Genomic DNA, 18,252 nt, shown 5'->3' with positions numbered 1-18,252 from the left:
TCTGGCGTTTTTAGTCTACGGGAGAGACACCGCCGAGGTGCCCGCTTGTTCCCTCAGAGCGGATAGTCCGATTCGGTGCGTACGGCACGGGCGAGGCCGCCGGCCAGGTCGCCAACGGGGAAAACTTCAACGTCGGGCAGGCCCAGCCAGTCGGCCATGAGGCGGATCTCTGCAGCTAGTTCGACGGCGGTGTCCGGCGGCGCGCCAGGTTCGGCAAAGGAAGACCTCACCAGCAGTTTCCCTGCCTTTCGGTCAGCCTTGAGGTCCACCCGCGCCACGATCCTGTCCCGGAGGAGGAAGGGAAGGACGTAGTAGCCATACCGCCTTTTGTGCTCAGGAGTATAGATTTCGATCCGGTAGTGAAAGCCGAACAGTTCCTCAAGCCGCCGGCGTTCGAAGACCAGTGAATCGAAGGGACTCAGCAGCGCGCGGCCCGTGGCCCGCCGGGGCAAAGTTGCGTCGGCATGGCGGAAGACGGCACGGTCCCAGCCCGGCACAGTCACCGGTTCCAGCCTTCCCTGCTGCACAAGATGCGCTACGGCGTCCGCTGCCGCTTTGACGGGCGTGCGGAAGTAGTCTGCGAAGCACCGTACGGTTCCGATGCCGTGGGCCTGCGCGGCGGCATCGATCAGGCGGTGCATCGCCTCGGCCGGAGCGTCGGCGCCTGTTTCACCGAAGGAAAGCTGCGGCAGCACCTTGGCAGCCAGCGTGTACCTGCGCTCGAACTGTTCCGTCCGAGATGCAGCGCAGACCGTGCCGTCCTCAAACAGGTGTTCCAGGACCCTCTTCACCGCATTCCAGTTCCACCCCCAGTTCGCCGTCTGCGTTTCCTCGACGTGGCCTATCCGGGCGGTCAACTCAGCAGCGGTCAGGGGGCGGGACCGTGCGAGGGTGTCGAGGATACGCCCGGTGATGTCAGCACGAAGCCCGGGGTCCATGCGGGACGCACCCACCCAGGTCCGTTTCTGCCACAACAGGAGATCCGCATAGTGTTCCGGCCGGATGTAGCTTGCCTCGTGCGCCCAGTACTCCACCATGCGCCGCGGATTGACGGCGGACATCCGCTGGAGGATCGTGCGGTCGTAGTTGCCGAGCCGGGAAAAGAACGGAAGGAAGTGGCTCCGGGAAACGACATTGACGGAATCGATCTGGACGAGCTGGATCCGGGCAAAGGTGCGGCCCACCGTCCGTGATGTCACGGGGCCGGCGGGCCGTCCTTTGTCGAGTCCCTGCGCTGCCAAAGCGATCCGCCGTGCCTGGTCCAGGCTCAGCGTCGCCGGCACATCAGTCCTCTCTGTTGATGGTTTTCACCAGCCTAGGCGTTGGCCGGGGTGTCGTCCGAGCGGTACGCCAGGACTTTTTCCTCCACCACGGTGTCTCCGGGTTCGCACTCGTGGTCCAGGGTGATCACCCCGTAGGTCCAACCGCGGCGGCGGTACACGACGGACGGCGTGTTGGTGGCCTTATCCACGAAAAGGTAGAAATCATGGCCCACAAGTTCCATGTTGTCCACGGCGTCGTCGAGGGAGAGCGAAGCGGCGGGGAAGACCTTGCGACGGATCAGGACCGGGGAATTTCCGGCCGGGATGTCGTTGTCGACATCGTAGGGAGACTTGTCTTCGGGGGCGGCCACGGCCTCGTTCCGGTGGCTTGCCTCGACGTAGAGGGGCTCGTTCGGGCTGGCGGGTTCGAGGGAGGCGGTAGCTTCGCGGACAGCCTTGGGTGTGTGCCGTCCATGGTGGACCTTCTTGCGGTCCTTGGCGCGCCGGAGCCGTTCCAGCAGTTTGTTGTAGGCGAGGTCGAATGCTGCAAACTTGTCAGCGGCGCTGGCCTCAGCGCGGATCACGGGCCCCCTGCCCAGGACTGTCACCTCAACGGTCAGCTGATCGCCGGTCTGCCGGGCATTGGTCTCCTTGGAGACTTTCGCATCGACCCGCTGGACCTTGTCCCCAAGCGATTCGATTTTCGAGATCTTTTCCCCGGCGTATTCGCGGAACCGGTCTGAAACTGTCAGATTTCGTCCGCTGATCATAAACTCCATGGTGCCCTCCAAATGACTTCGGTGACACGACGGCGGCGCTTCCCTGGGCCGATCTGCCTGACAGTCGAGCCCCTCTCCGAGCCGCCATCGAAAGGTACATTCTGTTCTTGGTACCCACCACCGACGTTAGTTCATAGGCACCCGTTATTCATCCTTTCCCGGTTTATTTTTTTCTAAGTCATGGCAGGATCCGCGGGCCTGCGCGGGTGCAGCGGTGCCGCCATCGGCATCCGGCGGGCGTGTCGCCGCGAGCACGACGGCACCCGCCACCTGTGCCCCCGCCGCATGGAGTGCCCGGGCTGCTTCAGCCAGCGTGGCTCCGGTGGTCAGCACGTCGTCGACGATGATGCAGGGGTGTCCGGCGACGATGCTCCGGACCCGCCGGCGGACCCGCATGGACCCGCGTACGCGCTGTGCCCGGGCACCCCGGCCGAGGCCTTTTTGCCCGCCGGGCAGCTGCAGCCCTGCCCCGCGTGCTTTCGTGAGGACGTCTGCAACATCCAGCCCGGGCAGCCGTCCTGCCGCGCCGCGCAGGAGCAAATGGACGGGGCTGAAGCCACGGTTCAGATACGCCCTGGTGCTGGTGGGGACAGGGACCAGGAGGAACTCTCCTGAACCTTCCGTGGCCGCACGGACCGCTCCGCCCAGAGCTCGTCCCAGGCTTCCCTTGAGCTGGTGCTGCCCATGCCTTTTGAAGGAGAGCAGCGCCTGGGCCAGCTCTTCGCGGTACACGCCGGCTGCGACCACCGGAAGCAGCACCGTCCCCGTCACGTCCATCAGCGCGGGGGCTCCGCTTTCCGCGCGGAACGGCGCCGCGGTGAGCCGCCGGATGTGGCGGTCGCACCGGATGCAGAGCGCCCGGTCTTCGGCTCCGCAGCACACGCAGTCCACGGGAACTGCCAGGGACATCAGGTCCGCCGCCGCCCCCGCGAGCTGCTCCAGGATGCCAAAGACTGTGCTGCCGTGTTCTCCGCGGTGCCTGGCGCTGAACCCGGGAGGCGGGGTGAGATCGGGGTCCAGACGGACAGGTGCTGCTGCCCTGTCACGCGATCCTGTTCTGGTGGCCACTCCCCGACTATCCGCCCTGCGGCGGTGCCATCACAACACCCGGCTGCCACATGTGGACAAAGCCCTGACTGCAGGACCAAGCCTCCGGGAGAGGGTTTCTTAGCCTGGAAACGAGGGGTCGGTGGGGCCTTTGATCTGTGGAGACCACCCGTTGCCGAGGCGTTGGAAGATGCCCTCTGCCGACTGGGCATAAATGTCCTCGGGCCCGTTCCCGGCGCTCAAGGCGACGAGGCCAGGCCAGGGCGCCAGCTGCTGCGGCTGCCCGGAGGCGAGTGACAGCAGCTCCGGCGTGACGTTCGACGCCGCTGAGCCCTTCATGACCGCGATGGTCGTATCGGTGACCCACGCGCCCTGGTCGGGGTCACTGCCGGTTGCCAGGGTGATGGGCGGCGTCAGCTCCCGGGGTGTCCCGTCGCCGCCGCGGATAATGCCGGTCACCTGGACTCGGGTCTTACCGTTCTGCTCCGAAATCACCAGCGCTCGGACTCCTTCCCTCGAAATCCGGAACTCTTTGACTGTCCGGCCGGCCAGCCAGGCCGGCGTCAGGGTGACCGAAGGTACGGTGGCACCCTCGGCGATCCCGGCCGGGCGGTAAGCCACCACTTCGGTGTCCCCCGAACCTCCCGGCCCGGCCGACCAGACCCATTCATTGAGCCCGAAGGATGGCCGGCTCAGGGTGCTCCTGGTGGTGAGCGCCCTGGCCGGCTGCCCGGGACTGATGCTGTACAGCGTGGTGCGGCTCTCATTGAGGAAGGCAGCCGTCTGCGACACGGGAGATTCTGCGGGAAGCCTGGGGTTGAGGGAGGACACGGGCTGCATATCGGGCAGCGGTGAAACCCTGTTGTTTTCGTAGCGCACCAGGTCGTTGCCGCTGATGGCAATCTGGCGGGACGGCACGTTCTTGTCCTGCACCGGCGGAAGCACGGACCCGTTGTCTTCCACCCGCACCAGGTCCTGGTTGGCGCGCAGCTCGACGTTGACGACGTCGGGCTGGCTGCGGAACGTCAACGTCAGCTGCATCTGCATCCGCAGCCGGTCCTCCGGCGACGTCTCCATGAGTTCCTTGGCCGTCAGGTCCACCTGCGCGGCACCGGAAACCACCGGGACCGACTCGCGGGCCAGCTTGATGCCGGAGGGAAAGGCGCTTGCGACGGCGCCGCGCAGGTAGGGTGCCGGCCCGGCCAGCAGGGCACTGGTCATCGCTTTGACCGTCTTGTTCTTGATGAACCAGCGGACATCCGGGACCGCGAACGTAAAGGAGGGATCGTAGAAGTAGATGGGGAACGCGCCGTAGATTACCTTGAAGGTTTCCTCCGCGATGGCGGTGCCGTCCGGGATGGCGGAGATCCTCCACTCACCGTCCACCTGGGTGACGGTCACCGGGATGTTTTCAATCGTCCCCTCCGGCGACTGCGTGGCAATGCCGTCAGCATCCACCGTGTAGGCGACGTCCAGCTCGTAGTTGTAGACGTTCTCCGTGCCGGTTGCCACCACCCGCGCTTCCCGGTAGACGAGGGCACGCTGATCCGGTTTCCAGGACACGGAGGATGCCTGCGTCAGGTACTGTCGCGCCACCGCGTAGTCGTCTTCGTAGCCGCTGCCGGCCCGGTAGAAGTAATCGATGATGGTCTCGGGTGAGGCGCCCGGCTGTGGTGCGGCCGGCAGGAAAACCGGCGCGCTGAGGTTCCCTGCGCTGCCCTCGCTGCTCTTGCCCACCGGCCCTGACGTGGGAATCCTGGCGCAGCCGGCCAGCAGGACGAGCAGGAGGACCAGCAGGGAAGCGGACAGTTTCGCCTGTCGGCCGGCATGGCCCGTCATGTTCTCTCCTCCTGTGCAGGTACCGTTCCGGCCGCGGCGCCTGTTCCCAGGACCAGCATGTTGCTGTTCCCCGGCTCTCCGGGCATCACGATGTCCTCCGGCTCGAGCTGGACCGGCGATTTGTCGATTTCTTCCCCCTGGCGCAGGGGCAGCGTCAGCCGGAAGTTGGCCCCGCTGCCTTTCTTGCCCCACGCCTGGAGCCAGCCGTTGTGCAGCTTGGTGTCCTCCATGGCGATGGACAGGCCAAGGCCGCTTCCACCGGTAGTGCGGGCGCGGGCGGGGTCGGCCCGCCAGAAACGGTCGAAGACGCGCGCTGCCTCTGCCGGAGCCATTCCGATTCCGTGGTCCCGGACGGCAATCCCGACGGCGGTCTGGCTGGCTGCGACCGTGACGGTGACGGGCTTTCCTTCGCCGTGCTCCACGGCGTTGAGGATCAGGTTCCGCATGATCCTGTCGATGCGCCGTGCGTCCATCTCCACGATGACGGCACCTTCCGGCGCCCTGAGGACAATCTCCGAACCATATTCAGCAGCTACCGGCGCAGCACCCTCAATGGCATGTGCGACCACCTGCAGGATGTCTTCCGCTTCGGCGTCGAGCACTGCCACACCGGCATCGAAGCGGGAGATTTCAAGCAGGTCCGACAGCAGTGACTGGAAGCGCTCAACCTGGTTGTAGAGCAGCTCGGCGGAGCGCTTGTTAATGGGGTCGAAGTCGTGGCGCGCGTCGTACAGGACTTCCGCCGCCATCCGGACTGTGGTCAGCGGTGTGCGCAGTTCATGGGAGACGTCGGAGACGAATCGCTGCTGCATCTGCGAAAGGGTTGCCAGCTGGGTGATCTGCTCCTGGAGGCTGGCTGCCATGTGGTTGAAGGATGCACCCAGGCGCGCAACTTCGTCTTCTCCCCTGACAACCATCCGTTCCTGCAGCTGGCCGGCAGCGAGTTTCTCCGACACCATGGCCGCATGGCTGACCGGGCTGACCACGTTGCGGGTGACGTACCAGGCGACGGCACCGATCAGCAGGACCAGCACGGCGCCGCCGGCCCAGAGGACGCTCTGGATCTCGTCCAGGGTCTGCTGCGCGGTGTTCAGGTCGTAGATCAGGTACAGCTCGTAGACGGTGCCGTTAAACGTCACCTTGTTGCCCACTGCAATGCCGGGGCGGTCTTCGGTGCCCACCGGAATGACGGTGGAGGCCCAATACTGGTCCTTCCCCGACTCCTGCACGGCCTTGCGCAGTTCGGGCGGGATGACGCTGACCGTCAGCTGGTCCGAGGCCCGGGATTCGACCCAGCGGTTCCTGGGCTTCGTCTGTTCGGGCATGGCCTCAAAGACGTACCTGCGCTGGATGACCGAACCGCGGCCTTCCACCGCGTTGAGGGTGTCGTACACCAGGGTGATGACGCTGGCCTGGTCGGTGACCTGCGCGCCGTCGAACGTGTCCTGCACCTGCTTGACGTGGTAGCTGGTTTCGGACTCGGCCTGCGCCAGCCGCTCCTGGAAAAGGTTGTTGGCGATCTGGTTGGACAGGTAGGCGCCCACAACCGCGAACGAGGTGACGGCCAGGAGGAGCGTGGTGAGGACGGTGCGGAACTGCAGCGACCGGCGCCACCGCCGGTGAAGGGACCGGCCGATGAAGCGCAGCGCCGGCAGGAACCGCCGGAATCCGGTCCTCACCAGCCGTGCAACGCGCAGGCTGACGATCAGGGCGCGCCGCTGCCAGAGATGGGCGCGGAACATCAGGTCCCGGAGACGGGCACTGACGGCGGCGGTGTGTTCGGGGCCAGGGGGCAGGCCGGACCCGCCGGGATGTCCGGCGGCGGACTTGCCCGCGGGAGCGGGCGCGCCCGAACCGGGCGCACCGTCCTGTGCCGCGGGTTCAGGCCCCTGCTTTGTAGCCGACACCACGCACCGTCAACACGACTTCCGGAGCTTCCGGATCCTGCTCGATCTTGGACCGGAGCCGCTGGACATGGACGTTCACCAGGCGCGTGTCAGCAGCATGACGGTAGCCCCAGACCTGCTCGAGCAGCAGTTCCCGGGTGAACACCTGCCATGGTTTCCGTGCCAGGGCCACCAGGAGGTCGAACTCCAGGGGCGTCAGCGAAATCCGGTCGCTGCCCCGGCTGACCGTGTGTCCGGCGACGTCGATGGTGATGTCCGCGATGCGGAGGGTTTCCGGCGCCTTCTGGTCGCCGGGGCGGAGCCGGGCGCGGACGCGCGCCACCAGTTCAGCGGGTTTGAAGGGCTTGGGCACGTAATCGTCGGCGCCGGACTCAAGTCCGCGGACGACGTCGGACGTGTCCGACTTGGCGGTGAGCATGACGATGGGCACATCCGACTCTCCCCGGATCTGCCGGCAGACCTCGATGCCGTCCACGCCCGGAAGCATGAGGTCCAGCAAAACCAGGTCCGGCCGCGATGACCGGAAAATGTCGAGCGCCTGGGCGCCGTCCGCGCAAAAGACCGGCTCGAAGCCGTCATTGCGGAGGACAATTCCAATCATTTCGGCCAGCGCTTCATCATCGTCTACCACCAGAATGCGTGCCTTCATAGTTATATATTCCCTTATCAGGATGGCTTTGTCCTGTTCAGCGCCCTCCGGCATGGCGGGGCGCTAGGATGCCCGACGCCGGAACTATAGGCTGGTGCCACGCCGGACGTTTCGAGCGCCACGCCGGAATTGCGAAGCCGGCGCCAGGCCGACGGCGGACTGGATGGGGGGAAGGAACATCGTGTCACCAAAGGATTACGACGCGGAGGAGCCCGGAGGGCCGGGCCTGCCTGCCTGGGGGCAAACTCCAGCGCAGCACCAGCCCCCGGGAGGGCACCACCCGGAGCAGCAGCCGCCAGGCTGGCCGCCGCCGGCGGATCAGCAGCGTCCCTGGGGGCCGCCGGCGTGGCAGCAGCCATGGGGCCAGCCGGGTCCGTCATATCCGGGCTCGCAGGGCCCTCAGTACCCCAGCCCCGGGTATCCCTCCCAGGGCCACCCGTACGGCCAGCCAGGATATGTCGCTCCGCCCAAACCGGGCATTGTTCCGTTGCGCCCCCTGATGTTCGGGGAGATCATGGACGGTTCGTTCCAGACCATCAGGCGGAATGCCAAAGCCATGCTGGGCGCTTCGCTGCTGGCGCAGTCCCTCGCCGCCATCCTGACGGCTGTCCTTACAGCAGCCACGGCAACGTCGATGGGCTCCATCGAAGCCTGGGCGGAGAGCGCCAGCCCCGCCGATCTCACGTCGCTCGGCCTGGGCTTCGTTGCCGCCATTGTGCTGGTTGCCGTCCTGACCATCTTCATCGCCTCCGTCCTGCAGGGAGCCATGGTAGTGCCGGTGGCGCGGTCCATCCTTAACCGCCCTACCGGTTTCAAGCAGATGTGGGTCCTGGCGAGGCCGCGGGTCGGGGCACTGATGCGGCTGGCGGCGCTACTGATGGTTGCCGGGCTGGTTGCCATCCTCGTCCCGGCAGCGGCTGCCGTCGCGTTGATCGCCAGCATGGAACGGATGGGCGTCCTGTTGCTCATTCCCATGTTCCTGGGCTTTGTTGCCTTGTCCGTGTGGATCTACGTCAAACTGCTGGTGGCCCCGGCCGCCGTAGTAGTTGAGGAACTGGGCGCATTCGATGCCCTGCGCCGGTCCTGGGATCTGACCCGGGCCAACTGGTGGCGGATCCTTGGAATCACCGTGGTGGTGGGGATCATGGTGGGCGTCATCAGCCAGGTGGTCATGATCCCGGTGAGCCTTGTAGCCCCGCTGATGGCAGGCTTCCTTTCGCCCCATGGGGGCGCCGGGCAGGACGTGTCCATCGCCGTCGCCGTCGGCATCATCACCGCCGTCCTCGGTGCACTGGCAGGAGCGCTGGGCTATGCCTTCCAGACGTCTGTCATGGCGCTGATCTACATGGACCTCCGGATGCGCAAGGACGGACTCGATATCTCGCTGCTTCGCATGATGGAGTCCGGTGCGGATCCGGACGGCATCCCGGGCCGCGGCCAGGCGGCGGCCCGGCCCGGAGGTTACCCCGGTGGCTGGAACCCCGGCACCGGGCCTGCGCCGGGGGCATGGCCGGATGGCCGCTGAACCCCCGGTGCTGCCCGGGGCGGAGGAAGCCCGCCGCTGGGCAGCAGAGGAGCTTTCCCAACCTGAATACCGTGACGCTGCCCCGGGATGGGTCGAGACGCTGTGGGAGAACTTCCTGGACTGGCTTTCTACCCTGGACGGATCCGCGGATGCAGGCAGCACCGTGCCAAGCCCCGTCATTGGGCTCGTGATCGCCGTGATCATCGCTGCCGCGGTGATCATTGCCAAGCCCCGGCTGAACCCCAAAGCGCGGCAGGTCAAGGAGGTGTTCGAACCCGAGGGCGAGCTGGCGGCCGGCGACTACCGTCAGCGCGCGGAGACCTCCGCGGCGGCTGGAAGGTGGGGGGACGCCGTCGTGGACCGTTTCCGGGCTCTGGTCCGCTCTGCCGAGGACCGCACCATCCTGGACCCCCAGCCCGGGCGGACAGCCGATGAGGTGGCCCGGGACCTGGCGCTCCCCTTCAGCACCGCAGGGCAGCGCCTGGACAGGGCGGCGGGCATGTTCGATGCCATCCGCTACGGGAACAGGACGGCGGACGCCGGCGACTACCGGGCGATGGCCGGCCTGGATGACGCGCTCGAAGCCCTCAAGCCCGTCCGCCGGCCGGGCAATCGGGACGAGGGCCACCAGGACTATGAGGCACCGCGCCCGGCGGTACTGCCATGACCGGGGCGGTTCCGGCTTCTGCGGTGCAGGGAGGCACTTATGCGGACCAGGCATCCGTCCGCAGGACTGGGTGGCTCCGGCGGCACCGCGCCTTTGTGGCTTGTGCCGCCGTGGTGGCTGCCGCGCTGGTCCTGGTTCTCTGGGCGCAACTCAGTCCCAAGGGGGACGCCGTTCCGATGTCGGTCCACAACGCCGGTCCCGACGGCGCCCGCGCGGTGGCGCAGATCCTGGGCCGGCACGGAGTGGCCGTCCACGATGCAGGAAACTACGGGGCAGCCATGGCAGCACTGGAGGCCGGTTCTTCGCCCACACTGCTGCTGTACGACAGGAACGGCTTCCTGGACGGGCCCCGGCTCCGCAGCCTGGCGGCGTCCGCCCAGCGGGTGGTGGTGGTATCGCCCCGGCTGCAGACCCTGGACGCACTCGACGCCGGCATCCGGCAGGCAGGGGTTGTGCCGGAAGCGTCTCCAGTGCTGGATCCCGGCTGCAGCCTGCCTGACCCGCAGGCCGCAGGTACGGTTTCCGGAGAGTCCGGCTTCCTGTACGACGGCGGGACGACCTGCTACCGGCCGGACGGCTCCAGCGCAGGGCTGGTAGCCGTCGGCAGCGATGGTCAGCTCACCGTGGTGGGCAGCACCGCCGTCTTCAGCAACGGACAGCTGGACAGCCTGGGGCATGCCGCCCTGGCCATCCGGACCCTCGGCCCGTCTCCTGACCTTGTGTGGTACATCCCTACCCTTGAGGACCTGGACACCGGGGGCAGCCCCGCCAGCCTCGACGAACTGGCCCCCGGCTGGGCGCGTTTCCTGGGCCCGTGGCTCGCCCTGGTTGCCGTGGCGGCGATAGCCTGGCGCGGCAGGCGCCTGGGCCCGCTGGTGTTTGAGCCCTTGCCGGTTGTGGTGAAGGCAGCGGAGACTGCAGAGGGCCGGGCGAGGCTCTATCAGGACTCCCGCGCCGTGGACCAGGCGAGGGACAACCTTCGGGCCGGCACCCTGGTGCGGCTTTCCGGGCATCTGCGGACCGGGCCAGGGGCCACCGCCGGCCAGGTCATCGACGCAGCTGCCGAACTCCTCGGCAAGCCCGCCCCGGAGCTCCGCGAACTGATCAACGAACGTCCCGGCACCGAGGCGAGGCTTGTGGCCTGGTCCCGGGAGCTGGACACCCTAGAGAAAGAAGTCAAGAGCCGATGAGCGAGCAAGGCAGCAGCCCCCGGGTCCTGGACCACATGGATCATGATTCCGCCCGGCAGGCCCTTCTGGACGTGCGGCACGAGGTGGCCAAGGCCGTCGTGGGGCAGGACGCCACCGTCACGGGACTGCTGATTGCACTCCTTTCCCAGGGCCACGTGCTTCTGGAGGGGGTTCCGGGCGTCGCCAAAACGCTGCTGGTGCGTGCCTTGTCTGCGGCCCTGAGCCTGGACACGAAGCGCGTGCAGTTCACCCCGGACCTCATGCCCGGAGACGTCACGGGATCCCTGGTCTACGACTCCCACACCTCCGAATTCACGTTCCGTGAAGGGCCGGTGTTCACCAACATCCTGCTGGCAGACGAAATCAACCGGACGCCGCCCAAAACGCAGGCATCCCTGCTCGAGGCCATGGAGGAACGGCAGGTTTCCGTGGACGGAGTGTCCCGGCCGCTGCCAGCACCGTTCCTGGTTGCTGCCACGCAGAACCCTGTTGAGTATGAAGGTACCTACCCCCTGCCCGAGGCGCAGCTGGACCGGTTCCTGCTCAAACTGACCATGCCGCTGCCCGGGCGCCAGGACGAAATGGAGGTCATCCGGCGCCATGCTGCCGGCTTTGACCCGCGCGACCTCACGGCTGCGGGGGTCAGGGCAGTAGCAGGTGCGGCAGACCTGTCGAAAGCCCGGCAGGCCGTGGCGTCAGTGGCGGTGGATCCTGAAATCATCGGCTACATCGTGGATCTGGTGCGCGCCACCCGCTCGGCCCCGTCGTTCCTGCTGGGAGTCTCTCCCCGCGGGGCCACGGCACTGCTGAACACGTCCCGGTCCTGGGCCTGGCTGTCAGGCCGGAGCTTCGTGACCCCGGACGACGTCAAGGCCCTCGCACTCCCCTGCCTGCGGCACCGTGTGGCGCTTCAGCCGGAAGCCCAGATGGACGGGGTCCGGGTGGATGACGTGCTGGGCAGCATCCTGGCCTCCGTTCCCGTTCCCCGCTGATGGCCATCTCCGGGCGTTTCGTGCTGCTGGTGCTGCTGGGGGTGGTGCCGGTCATCCTGCTGCCCGGCTGGGGAACGGTGCTGCTGGTGTCCGGGGTGCTGGCAGCCCTTGCCGCCGTCGACCTTCTGGCAGCGGCCCCGCTGCGGACGGTCAGCCTGCTGCGCACTCAGCCCGGAAACGTCACCCTGCACGCGGCGGTGGATGCTGTGCTCACGGTCCGGAACGACGGCGGGCGCCGGCTCCGCGGCGTCCTGCGCGACGCCTGGCAGCCCTCGGCGGGAGCGCAGAACGCCGTACAGGACATTGAGGTTCCGGCCAATGAGAGCAGGCGCGTCACGGTACGGCTGCGTCCCGTCCGGCGGGGAGACCTCCGGGCACCGCACGCCACCCTCCGCTCGTTTGGCCCCCTGCTGCTGGCGGCGCGCCAGCGGACCGTGCCGTGCCCGGGCTCGCTGCGGGTGCTGCCGCCTTTCCACTCCCGCAGGCACCTGCCGTCCAAGCTGCGGAAACTGCGCGAGCTCGACGGCAAGGCCGCGGTGCAGATCCGCGGCGCGGGCACCGAGTTCGATTCCCTGCGGGACTATGTGCGGGGCGACGACGTCCGGTCGATTGACTGGCGGGCCACGGCACGCCGGTCCGCGGTGGTGGTTCGCACCTGGCGGCCCGAACGGGACCGCCGTGTGGTCATGGTCCTCGATACCTCCAGGACATCGGCGGCAAGGATCGACGACGAAACGCGCCTGGACACGGGCATGGAAGCGGCACTCCTGCTGGGTGTCCTCGCGGAGCGGGGCGGGGACCGGGTGGACTTCCTCGCCTTTGACCGCCGGACGCGCGCCAGGGCAGGATCCTCCGGGCAGGGAAACCTCCTGGGCCAGCTGGTCCAGGCCATGGCACCGCTGGAGGCCGAACTCATTGAGATGGACTGGCCGGCCGTCCCGGCGCAGGTCCGCGCCGTTTCCGCGCACCGGTCCCTCGTTGTGCTGCTCACCTCGCTGGACGGCGGCGCGCCCGAGGAAGGCCTGCTTCCCGTCGCGGCCCAGCTGGCCCGGCAGCACGTGGTGGTGGTTGCGGCGGTCCGGGACCCGCAGCTGGGAACCATGCTGGGAGAACGCGGCGACGCCACCGGTGTCTTTCGGGCCGCAGCGGCCGAGCGGGCGCTCCTGCAGCGTGCGGCGATCAGCGCAGAGCTCCGGCAGCACGGCGTATCAGTAGTGGACGCCGAACCCCACCAACTGCCGCCGCGGCTCGCTGACATGTACATCAGGCTCAAGGCTGCCGGTACATTGTGAGGTCACAGCACCTTGTTCCAGCCGCTTTCCCAGCAGGAGGTTCCCCATGAACGTTCCCATCTACCAGCAGGCCCTCGGCGCGGACTTTTCGCGCCTGCAGCCCGAGCTGCAGGACTACTTCTCCCTGGTGCCGGGCTCGGGCCGCTACGGCGTGGGAGAAGGAACGTTCGACGTCGTGGGCTGCCGTCAGGAATGGCTCCGGCCTTTGCTGCGGCTGACCAGCGGGGAGGAAGCCTTCTTTCCCGAGTACGGCGAGAACATTCCGTTCCGCATCGAGAACCACGCCCACCAGGACCCTTTTGGCCGCTCCAGCCTCACGGCCCGCCGTGAGATCCGGTTCCCTGGGCGCACCCGCATCTTCCAGGACACCACAAGCGCCGCCCGCCGGAACGGTGCACCCCAGCTGGTGGATTACGTGGGCCGGTACCGGCGGCTGGTCACCGACCTGAACCTGAGTGTCACGGCAGAGGGCCGGCTCCGGGGCGTATCGGAAGCATCCCGGCTCCTCCTGGGTCCCCTCCGTATCCCCCTTCCTGCCGCCCTGGACGCCAAAGCATACGCAGAACAGTGGTGGGACCCGGCAGAAGGTCCCGCCGGTAAACACCGGATCCAGGTGAAGGTCATCCAGCCGCAGATCGGCCTGGTCCTGGTCTACGCCGGCAGCTTCGACTACCGGCTGCGCCCCTACAGCGGCGGCAGCTCAGCCCAAAGCTTCCTGCCGCGCTACGCGCAGCCGGACCGCTGGGAGAACCGGGTCTGACGCCGCTGGCGAAAGCCGCGCCGGCTAGCCCTGGGCGAGCTGGTTCAGCCCGTCCGCAAGCTGGGTAAGCCTGCCAAGCACCGCTGTGGCCTGCGACGGCGAGCCGCCGGCGAGCCCGGCCGATGGTGTCACCCGGATGGAGGCCAGAGTGTGTGCCGAAAGGCCCAGCTGCCGCCAGGGCCGCCACACGGCCTCCACCGATTCAGCGACCTTGGGCAGCGCCCCGCCGGCTGCCTCCACGGCGCCGAGCCACAGGCTTGAGCCTGATTCCACCGCTCCAGCCAGCTGCTCCCACTGCCGGGACGTCAGGGCTTTCAAAGGAACAGCTATGCCGTCCGCTCCGGCAGCCAGGATCTGTTCGAAGGGAGCTTCCACCTCGGGAACGGCGATCACCGCTTCGGCGGCGCCCGCGGCCCGCAGGGCGTCAAGGACCAGCCGCCACGATTCGCGTGCTTCAGACGCCGGCACCGCCCGGAGGGTGCGGTAGCCGCTGGAGGTGGGAATGGTGCCGGCCAGCACCGCGGCGATCTCCGGCTCGTCCACCTGGACTACCAGGCGCGCGCCCGGTACGGCGGCCGCCACCCGGGAGAGGTACCCGCCCACACCCGCGGCAAGCGAGGCCGCAAGGTCCCGCCGGGCGCCGTAGTCGAGGAGGGCACGCTCGCCGTTGTGCAGGTGGAGCCCGGCCGCCAGGCTCAGGGGCCCCACCAGCTGGACCTTGATCTCTGCGGCAGGCCGTTCCTCGGCTCCGGCCACGTCGGCGAGGACGTTGATGTCCGTGGCCAGGGCTGACGCGGCGCGGCGGAAGTCCTTGCCGGGACGGTCGACCAGCCGCCACCCATAGGGCTGGACGTCGACGGCCAGCTCGGCAAGGAGGCTGGCCGTACGCCCCAGGGCATCGGAACCAACTCCGCGGTCCGGCAGTTCGGCGAGGAAGGGCAGGTGCGGGCTGCCGAGTTCGCCCCGGATGATCCGGGCGGCCTCCACGGGGTCTTCGCCCGGCCACGGTCCCAGCGCAGTGGCCGTCACTTCCCGCGGCGGAGCGGGCGCCGGTGAGGAGGCACCGCCACGGGGTTCATGCCTTTCGACCATGCTCACGCGAGGGCTGATGCCTGCGGGTGCTGGCCCGAGGCTGCCTCGTGGTCTTCCGCGATGGCCTCATGGTGCCTTATGACTTCCCCGATGATGAAATTGAGGAACTTCTCGGCAAAGGCAGGGTCCAGGTGGGCGTCCTCGGCGAGGCGGCGAAGCCTGGCGATCTGGGCGGCCTCACGGCCGGGGTCCCCGGCGGGGAGCCGGTGGGCGGCCTTGAGGAAGCCCACTTTCTGGGTGGCCTTGAAGCGCTCGGCCAGCAGGTAGACCAGGGTGGCATCAATGTTGTCGATGCTTGAACGGATGGAGAGCAGTTCAGCCATCACCGACTGGTCCACCTGGTCCGCCAGCGAACTTGCTGAGGGGTCGTAGTCATCGGCGTCAGGAGTGTGAAGGTTGTGCTGCGTCATGGTTCAAGTCTATGGGCAGGCACCGGAATCACCCGGGTGTTAAGCGCCGGTGCCGGTATCCGGCACCGGCGCTTCGGGCTCCGACGCGGCGCCGAGTCCTGCCGCTCAGATGCCCAGCAGGGCGCGGTGCGCTTCCCTCCGCTTCGCCTGTTCCTGCGGATCCGGTACGGGCAGGGACGCGATAAGCCGCCGGGTGTAGTCGTGCTGCGGGTTTCCCATCACCTGGCTGCCGATCCCCTGCTCCACGAGCCTGCCCTTATAGAGGACGCCCACCCAGGAGGAGAGCGTGTCCACCACCGCGAGGTCATGGCTGATGAACAGGCAGGCGAAGCCAAACTCCTGCTGGATGTCCCTGAACAGTTCCAGGACCTTGGCCTGCACCGAAACATCCAGTGCGGACGTCGGCTCATCGGCGATCAGCAACCGGGGATTCAGGCTGAGTGCCCGAGCCAGCGAAGCCCGCTGACGCTGGCCGCCGGACAGTTCATGCGGGTACCGTGCCGAGTACGACGCCGGGAGCTGGACTGATTCAAGCAGCTCGCCGACGCGTTTGCGAGTCTGCGCCGGGCTTGGCTTCGTGTGGATGACCATGGGTTCGGCGATGCAGTCCCCGATGGTCAGCTGCGGGTTGAAGGACGCCGCCGGGTCCTGGAACACAAACCCTATGTCCTTGCGGAGCGGCTTGAAGGTCCGTTCCTTGAGGTTCAGCATCTCGTATCCCAGCACCTTCAGGCTTCCGCCGGTGGTCCTGTTGAGGCCGGCGATGGCCCGCCCGATGGTGGTCTTCCCGGAGCCGGACTCCCCCACCAGGCCGAACACTTCGCCCCTGGACAGCGTAAAGCTGACCCTGTCCACTGCCTTGAAAGCCGGTGTTCCCAGCCTCCCCGGATACTCGATGGACAGGTTGTTGGCCTCCACGAGGACTTCCTCCTCCTGGTGGGCCCGGCTGGCCAGTCCTGCGGAGGCGGAGTTCCGTCCGAGGTGCGGCACCGCGGCGAGGAGGCTGCGGGTGTAGTCCTGCCGCGGTTCTGCGAACAGGGTGCGGGCCGGAGCCTCCTCCACCACGTCGCCCTGGTACATCACCACCACCCGGTCGGCCAGGTCCGCCACCACCCCCATGTTGTGCGTGATGAGCACAATGGACGTGCCGTACTTGTCCCGCAGGTCCCTGAGCAGTTCCAGGATTTCCGCCTGCACTGTGACGTCCAGGGCCGTGGTGGGCTCATCGGCGACAATAAGCCCGGGATTCAGGGCCAGTGCCGCGGCGATGACCACCCGCTGCTTCTGCCCGCCCGAGAACTGGTGGGGGTAATAGTTGACCCGGTGTTCCGGATCGGGGATGCCCACCTTGCGCAGCGCTTCAATGGCCCGGGATTTGGCCTCCTTGGCTGAAACCCGCTTCCCGTCGCTTCCGGTGTGCGCCCGGATGCCTTCGGCGATCTGCCAGCCCACGGTGAACACCGGGTTCAGTGCGGTGGACGGTTCCTGGAACACCATGGCAACGTCCCGGCCGCGGATCTGGCGGAGCCGGGCGGCGCTGACGCTGATGACGTCGGCCCCGTTGATCAGCACCGCCCCGGAACTGCTGGCCGTTTCCGGGAGCAGGCCCAGGATGGTCTTGGCGGTGACCGTCTTGCCGGATCCGGACTCCCCCACGATCGCCAGCACCTCCCCCTTCCTGACCTCCAGGCTGACGTCCTTGACTGCCTGCACCGGACCGCCGTCCGTGGCGAACGTGACCTGGAGGTGGTCGATGTCGAGAACGGGGCGGCCGTCGTCGGGCTCCCCGTTGGGGCTCCGCCCGGACAATGGATCGATGTTGACGGTCATGATGCCCTCACTTCGGTTGCGATGGCGGCGTTGTCCACCGGCGCCGGGGAACTGCTGCCCGTGCTCTTGCGGCCGCGGAGGCGTGGATCGTTCAGGTCGTTGATGCTCTCGCCCACCAGGGTCAGGCCCACCACGGTCAGCACGATGGCAAGGCCGGGGAACAGGCCGGTCCACCAGATGCCGGACGTGGTGTCGGCGAGCGCCTTGTTGAGGTCGAAGCCCCACTCCGCGGCCGAACTGGGCTCAATGCCGAAGCCCAGAAAGCCAAGGCCGGCCAGGGTGAGGATGGCTTCGGAGGCGTTCAGGGTGAAGATCAGCGGCAGGGTCCGGGTGGCGTTGCGGTAGATATGGCGGGTCATGATGCGGATGTTGGATGCTCCCACCACTTTGGCGGACTCCACGAAGGGCTCAGCCTTCAGCCTGACGGTCTCGGCCCTGATGACCCGGAAATACTGCGGAATGAAGACCAGCGTGATGGCCGTGCCGGCAGCGAAGATGCCGCCGATGAGGCTGGACTGTCCGCCGCTGATGACGATGGCCATGACAATGGCCACCAGCAGTGACGGGAAGGCGTACACGGCGTCGGCAATGACCACCAGGATCCGGTCGAGCCACCCGCCGAGGTAACCGCTGACCAGGCCCAGGACAACGCCGACGACGATGGACATGGACACGGCGACGACGATCACCATGATCGCCGTCTGTGCGCCCCAGATGACCCGCGAGAGGACGTCGTAACCGCCCACGGTCGTCCCCAAAAGGTGCTTGCCGCCTGGGGCCTGCTGCGTGGGGAAGTTGCCGTCGGCGTCGGAAAGCTGGGAGAAACCGTAGGGTGCCAGCAACGGTGCGAAAAGCGCCGTCAGGACGAACAGGCCGGTGAGGACCAGCCCCGCGACCAGCATGCCGCGCTGGAGGCCAACGCTTTTGTTGAAGTGTGAGACCACCGGCAGGCGGCGGTACCAGGGAGCCCGTGGACTTTCCATCGGAACGGGAACGGCCGGGATGCTCATG

Annotated in this window: 16 protein-coding genes; 6 read left to right on the top strand and 10 right to left on the bottom strand. The window is 67.5% G+C overall.

Features of this window, described 5'->3' with window-relative positions:
* Positions 1 to 53 precede the first annotated feature (53 nt).
* The 6 genes from IEX43_RS13455 to mtrA all read right to left on the bottom strand — a co-directional run bounded on the left by IEX43_RS13455 (position 54) and on the right by mtrA (position 7,483).
* Positions 54 to 1,283 (bottom strand): winged helix-turn-helix domain-containing protein, encoded by a 1,230-nt coding sequence (locus IEX43_RS13455; protein ID WP_188811759.1) that lies wholly within the window; start codon positions 1,281 to 1,283, stop codon positions 54 to 56.
* A gap of 32 nt (positions 1,284 to 1,315) precedes the next feature.
* Positions 1,316 to 2,041 carry a ribosome hibernation-promoting factor, HPF/YfiA family gene (hpf, locus tag IEX43_RS13450; RefSeq protein ID WP_104184996.1) on the bottom strand — a complete coding sequence of 242 codons (726 nt, stop codon included), beginning with the start codon at positions 2,039 to 2,041 and terminating at the stop codon, positions 1,316 to 1,318.
* 144 nt (positions 2,042 to 2,185) lie between these two features.
* Positions 2,186 to 3,109 (bottom strand): ComF family protein, encoded by a 924-nt coding sequence (locus IEX43_RS13445; RefSeq protein ID WP_188811758.1) that lies wholly within the window; start codon positions 3,107 to 3,109, stop codon positions 2,186 to 2,188.
* A 99-nt stretch (positions 3,110 to 3,208) separates the two neighbouring features.
* The gene (locus tag IEX43_RS13440) at positions 3,209 to 4,927 is read right to left on the bottom strand and encodes an LpqB family beta-propeller domain-containing protein (protein ID WP_188811757.1); all 1,719 of its coding nucleotides are present in this window, start codon (positions 4,925 to 4,927) and stop codon (positions 3,209 to 3,211) included.
* Entirely contained in the window at positions 4,924 to 6,669 is a 1,746-nt protein-coding gene (mtrB, locus tag IEX43_RS13435; RefSeq protein ID WP_192043853.1) for an MtrAB system histidine kinase MtrB, read from the bottom strand. The genes IEX43_RS13440 and mtrB overlap by 4 nt, the downstream gene beginning before the upstream one ends.
* A 139-nt stretch (positions 6,670 to 6,808) precedes the next feature.
* Complete coding sequence (gene mtrA / locus IEX43_RS13430; RefSeq protein ID WP_104184998.1) at positions 6,809 to 7,483, bottom strand: MtrAB system response regulator MtrA; 675 nt, start codon at positions 7,481 to 7,483, stop codon at positions 6,809 to 6,811.
* Between the two features lie 514 nt (positions 7,484 to 7,997).
* Between mtrA and IEX43_RS13425 the strand changes: the two genes are divergently transcribed.
* From IEX43_RS13425 to IEX43_RS13400, 6 genes are read left to right on the top strand one after another with little or no spacing between them, the layout of a single operon-like run.
* Positions 7,998 to 9,008 (top strand): DUF7847 domain-containing protein, encoded by a 1,011-nt coding sequence (locus tag IEX43_RS13425; protein WP_229666456.1) that lies wholly within the window; start codon positions 7,998 to 8,000, stop codon positions 9,006 to 9,008.
* Positions 8,998 to 9,675, top strand: a complete 678-nt coding sequence (locus IEX43_RS13420; RefSeq protein ID WP_188811754.1) for a DUF4129 domain-containing protein — start codon at positions 8,998 to 9,000, stop codon at positions 9,673 to 9,675. Before IEX43_RS13425 ends, IEX43_RS13420 begins: the two co-directional genes overlap by 11 nt.
* Complete coding sequence (locus IEX43_RS13415; protein WP_188811753.1) at positions 9,672 to 10,865, top strand: DUF4350 domain-containing protein; 1,194 nt, start codon at positions 9,672 to 9,674, stop codon at positions 10,863 to 10,865. Before IEX43_RS13420 ends, IEX43_RS13415 begins: the two co-directional genes overlap by 4 nt.
* Positions 10,862 to 11,857 (top strand): AAA family ATPase, encoded by a 996-nt coding sequence (locus IEX43_RS13410; protein WP_188811752.1) that lies wholly within the window; start codon positions 10,862 to 10,864, stop codon positions 11,855 to 11,857. The genes IEX43_RS13415 and IEX43_RS13410 overlap by 4 nt, the downstream gene beginning before the upstream one ends.
* Positions 11,857 to 13,149 carry a DUF58 domain-containing protein gene (locus IEX43_RS13405; RefSeq protein ID WP_188811751.1) on the top strand — a complete coding sequence of 431 codons (1,293 nt, stop codon included), beginning with the start codon at positions 11,857 to 11,859 and terminating at the stop codon, positions 13,147 to 13,149. Before IEX43_RS13410 ends, IEX43_RS13405 begins: the two co-directional genes overlap by 1 nt.
* A gap of 46 nt (positions 13,150 to 13,195) precedes the next feature.
* Positions 13,196 to 13,909 (top strand): DUF4166 domain-containing protein, encoded by a 714-nt coding sequence (locus IEX43_RS13400; RefSeq protein WP_188811750.1) that lies wholly within the window; start codon positions 13,196 to 13,198, stop codon positions 13,907 to 13,909.
* A gap of 24 nt (positions 13,910 to 13,933) precedes the next feature.
* Here IEX43_RS13400 and IEX43_RS13395 read toward each other — a convergent pair whose 3' ends face one another.
* The 4 genes from IEX43_RS13395 to IEX43_RS13380 all read right to left on the bottom strand — a co-directional run bounded on the left by IEX43_RS13395 (position 13,934) and on the right by IEX43_RS13380 (position 18,251).
* On the bottom strand, positions 13,934 to 15,001 hold the full coding sequence (locus IEX43_RS13395; protein WP_188811928.1) for a uroporphyrinogen decarboxylase/cobalamine-independent methonine synthase family protein: 1,068 nt from the start codon (positions 14,999 to 15,001) through the stop codon (positions 13,934 to 13,936).
* A gap of 2 nt (positions 15,002 to 15,003) precedes the next feature.
* Positions 15,004 to 15,411, bottom strand: a complete 408-nt coding sequence (locus IEX43_RS13390) for a chorismate mutase (protein WP_066277345.1) — start codon at positions 15,409 to 15,411, stop codon at positions 15,004 to 15,006.
* A 105-nt stretch (positions 15,412 to 15,516) separates the two neighbouring features.
* Positions 15,517 to 17,241 (bottom strand): ABC transporter ATP-binding protein, encoded by a 1,725-nt coding sequence (locus IEX43_RS13385; protein ID WP_229666455.1) that lies wholly within the window; start codon positions 17,239 to 17,241, stop codon positions 15,517 to 15,519.
* Positions 17,238 to 18,251: an ABC transporter permease gene (locus tag IEX43_RS13380; protein ID WP_188811749.1), complete on the bottom strand. Its 1,014-nt coding sequence runs from the start codon at positions 18,249 to 18,251 to the stop codon at positions 17,238 to 17,240. The genes IEX43_RS13385 and IEX43_RS13380 overlap by 4 nt, the downstream gene beginning before the upstream one ends.
* Position 18,252 lies beyond the last annotated feature (1 nt).

Source organism: Pseudarthrobacter polychromogenes, assembly GCF_014644495.1.
In the GTDB taxonomy this organism is placed as follows: domain Bacteria; phylum Actinomycetota; class Actinomycetes; order Actinomycetales; family Micrococcaceae; genus Arthrobacter; species Arthrobacter polychromogenes.
Note: the sequence above shows the minus strand (reverse complement) of the source record. Positions and strands in the feature narration are given on the sequence as shown.

Bases quoted from the DNA above. Each gene is read 5' to 3' on its own strand.
- mtrB (WP_192043853.1), bottom strand. From the start codon at position 6,669: ATGTTCCGCGCCCATCTCTGGCAGCGGCGCGCCCTGATCGTCAGCCTG.
- mtrA (WP_104184998.1), bottom strand. From the start codon at position 7,483: ATGAAGGCACGCATTCTGGTGGTAGACGATGATGAAGCGCTGGCCGAA.
- IEX43_RS13425 (WP_229666456.1), top strand. From the start codon at position 7,998: ATGGACGGTTCGTTCCAGACCATCAGGCGGAATGCCAAAGCCATGCTG.
- IEX43_RS13400 (WP_188811750.1), top strand. From the start codon at position 13,196: ATGAACGTTCCCATCTACCAGCAGGCCCTCGGCGCGGACTTTTCGCGC.
- hpf (WP_104184996.1), bottom strand. From the start codon at position 2,041: ATGGAGTTTATGATCAGCGGACGAAATCTGACAGTTTCAGACCGGTTC.
- IEX43_RS13410 (WP_188811752.1), top strand. From the start codon at position 10,862: ATGAGCGAGCAAGGCAGCAGCCCCCGGGTCCTGGACCACATGGATCAT.
- IEX43_RS13440 (WP_188811757.1), bottom strand. From the start codon at position 4,927: ATGACGGGCCATGCCGGCCGACAGGCGAAACTGTCCGCTTCCCTGCTG.
- IEX43_RS13405 (WP_188811751.1), top strand. From the start codon at position 11,857: ATGGCCATCTCCGGGCGTTTCGTGCTGCTGGTGCTGCTGGGGGTGGTG.
- IEX43_RS13420 (WP_188811754.1), top strand. From the start codon at position 8,998: ATGGCCGCTGAACCCCCGGTGCTGCCCGGGGCGGAGGAAGCCCGCCGC.
- IEX43_RS13390 (WP_066277345.1), bottom strand. From the start codon at position 15,411: ATGACGCAGCACAACCTTCACACTCCTGACGCCGATGACTACGACCCC.
- IEX43_RS13380 (WP_188811749.1), bottom strand. From the start codon at position 18,251: ATGAGCATCCCGGCCGTTCCCGTTCCGATGGAAAGTCCACGGGCTCCC.
- IEX43_RS13415 (WP_188811753.1), top strand. From the start codon at position 9,672: ATGACCGGGGCGGTTCCGGCTTCTGCGGTGCAGGGAGGCACTTATGCG.
- IEX43_RS13385 (WP_229666455.1), bottom strand. From the start codon at position 17,241: ATGACCGTCAACATCGATCCATTGTCCGGGCGGAGCCCCAACGGGGAG.
- IEX43_RS13395 (WP_188811928.1), bottom strand. From the start codon at position 15,001: ATGGTCGAAAGGCATGAACCCCGTGGCGGTGCCTCCTCACCGGCGCCC.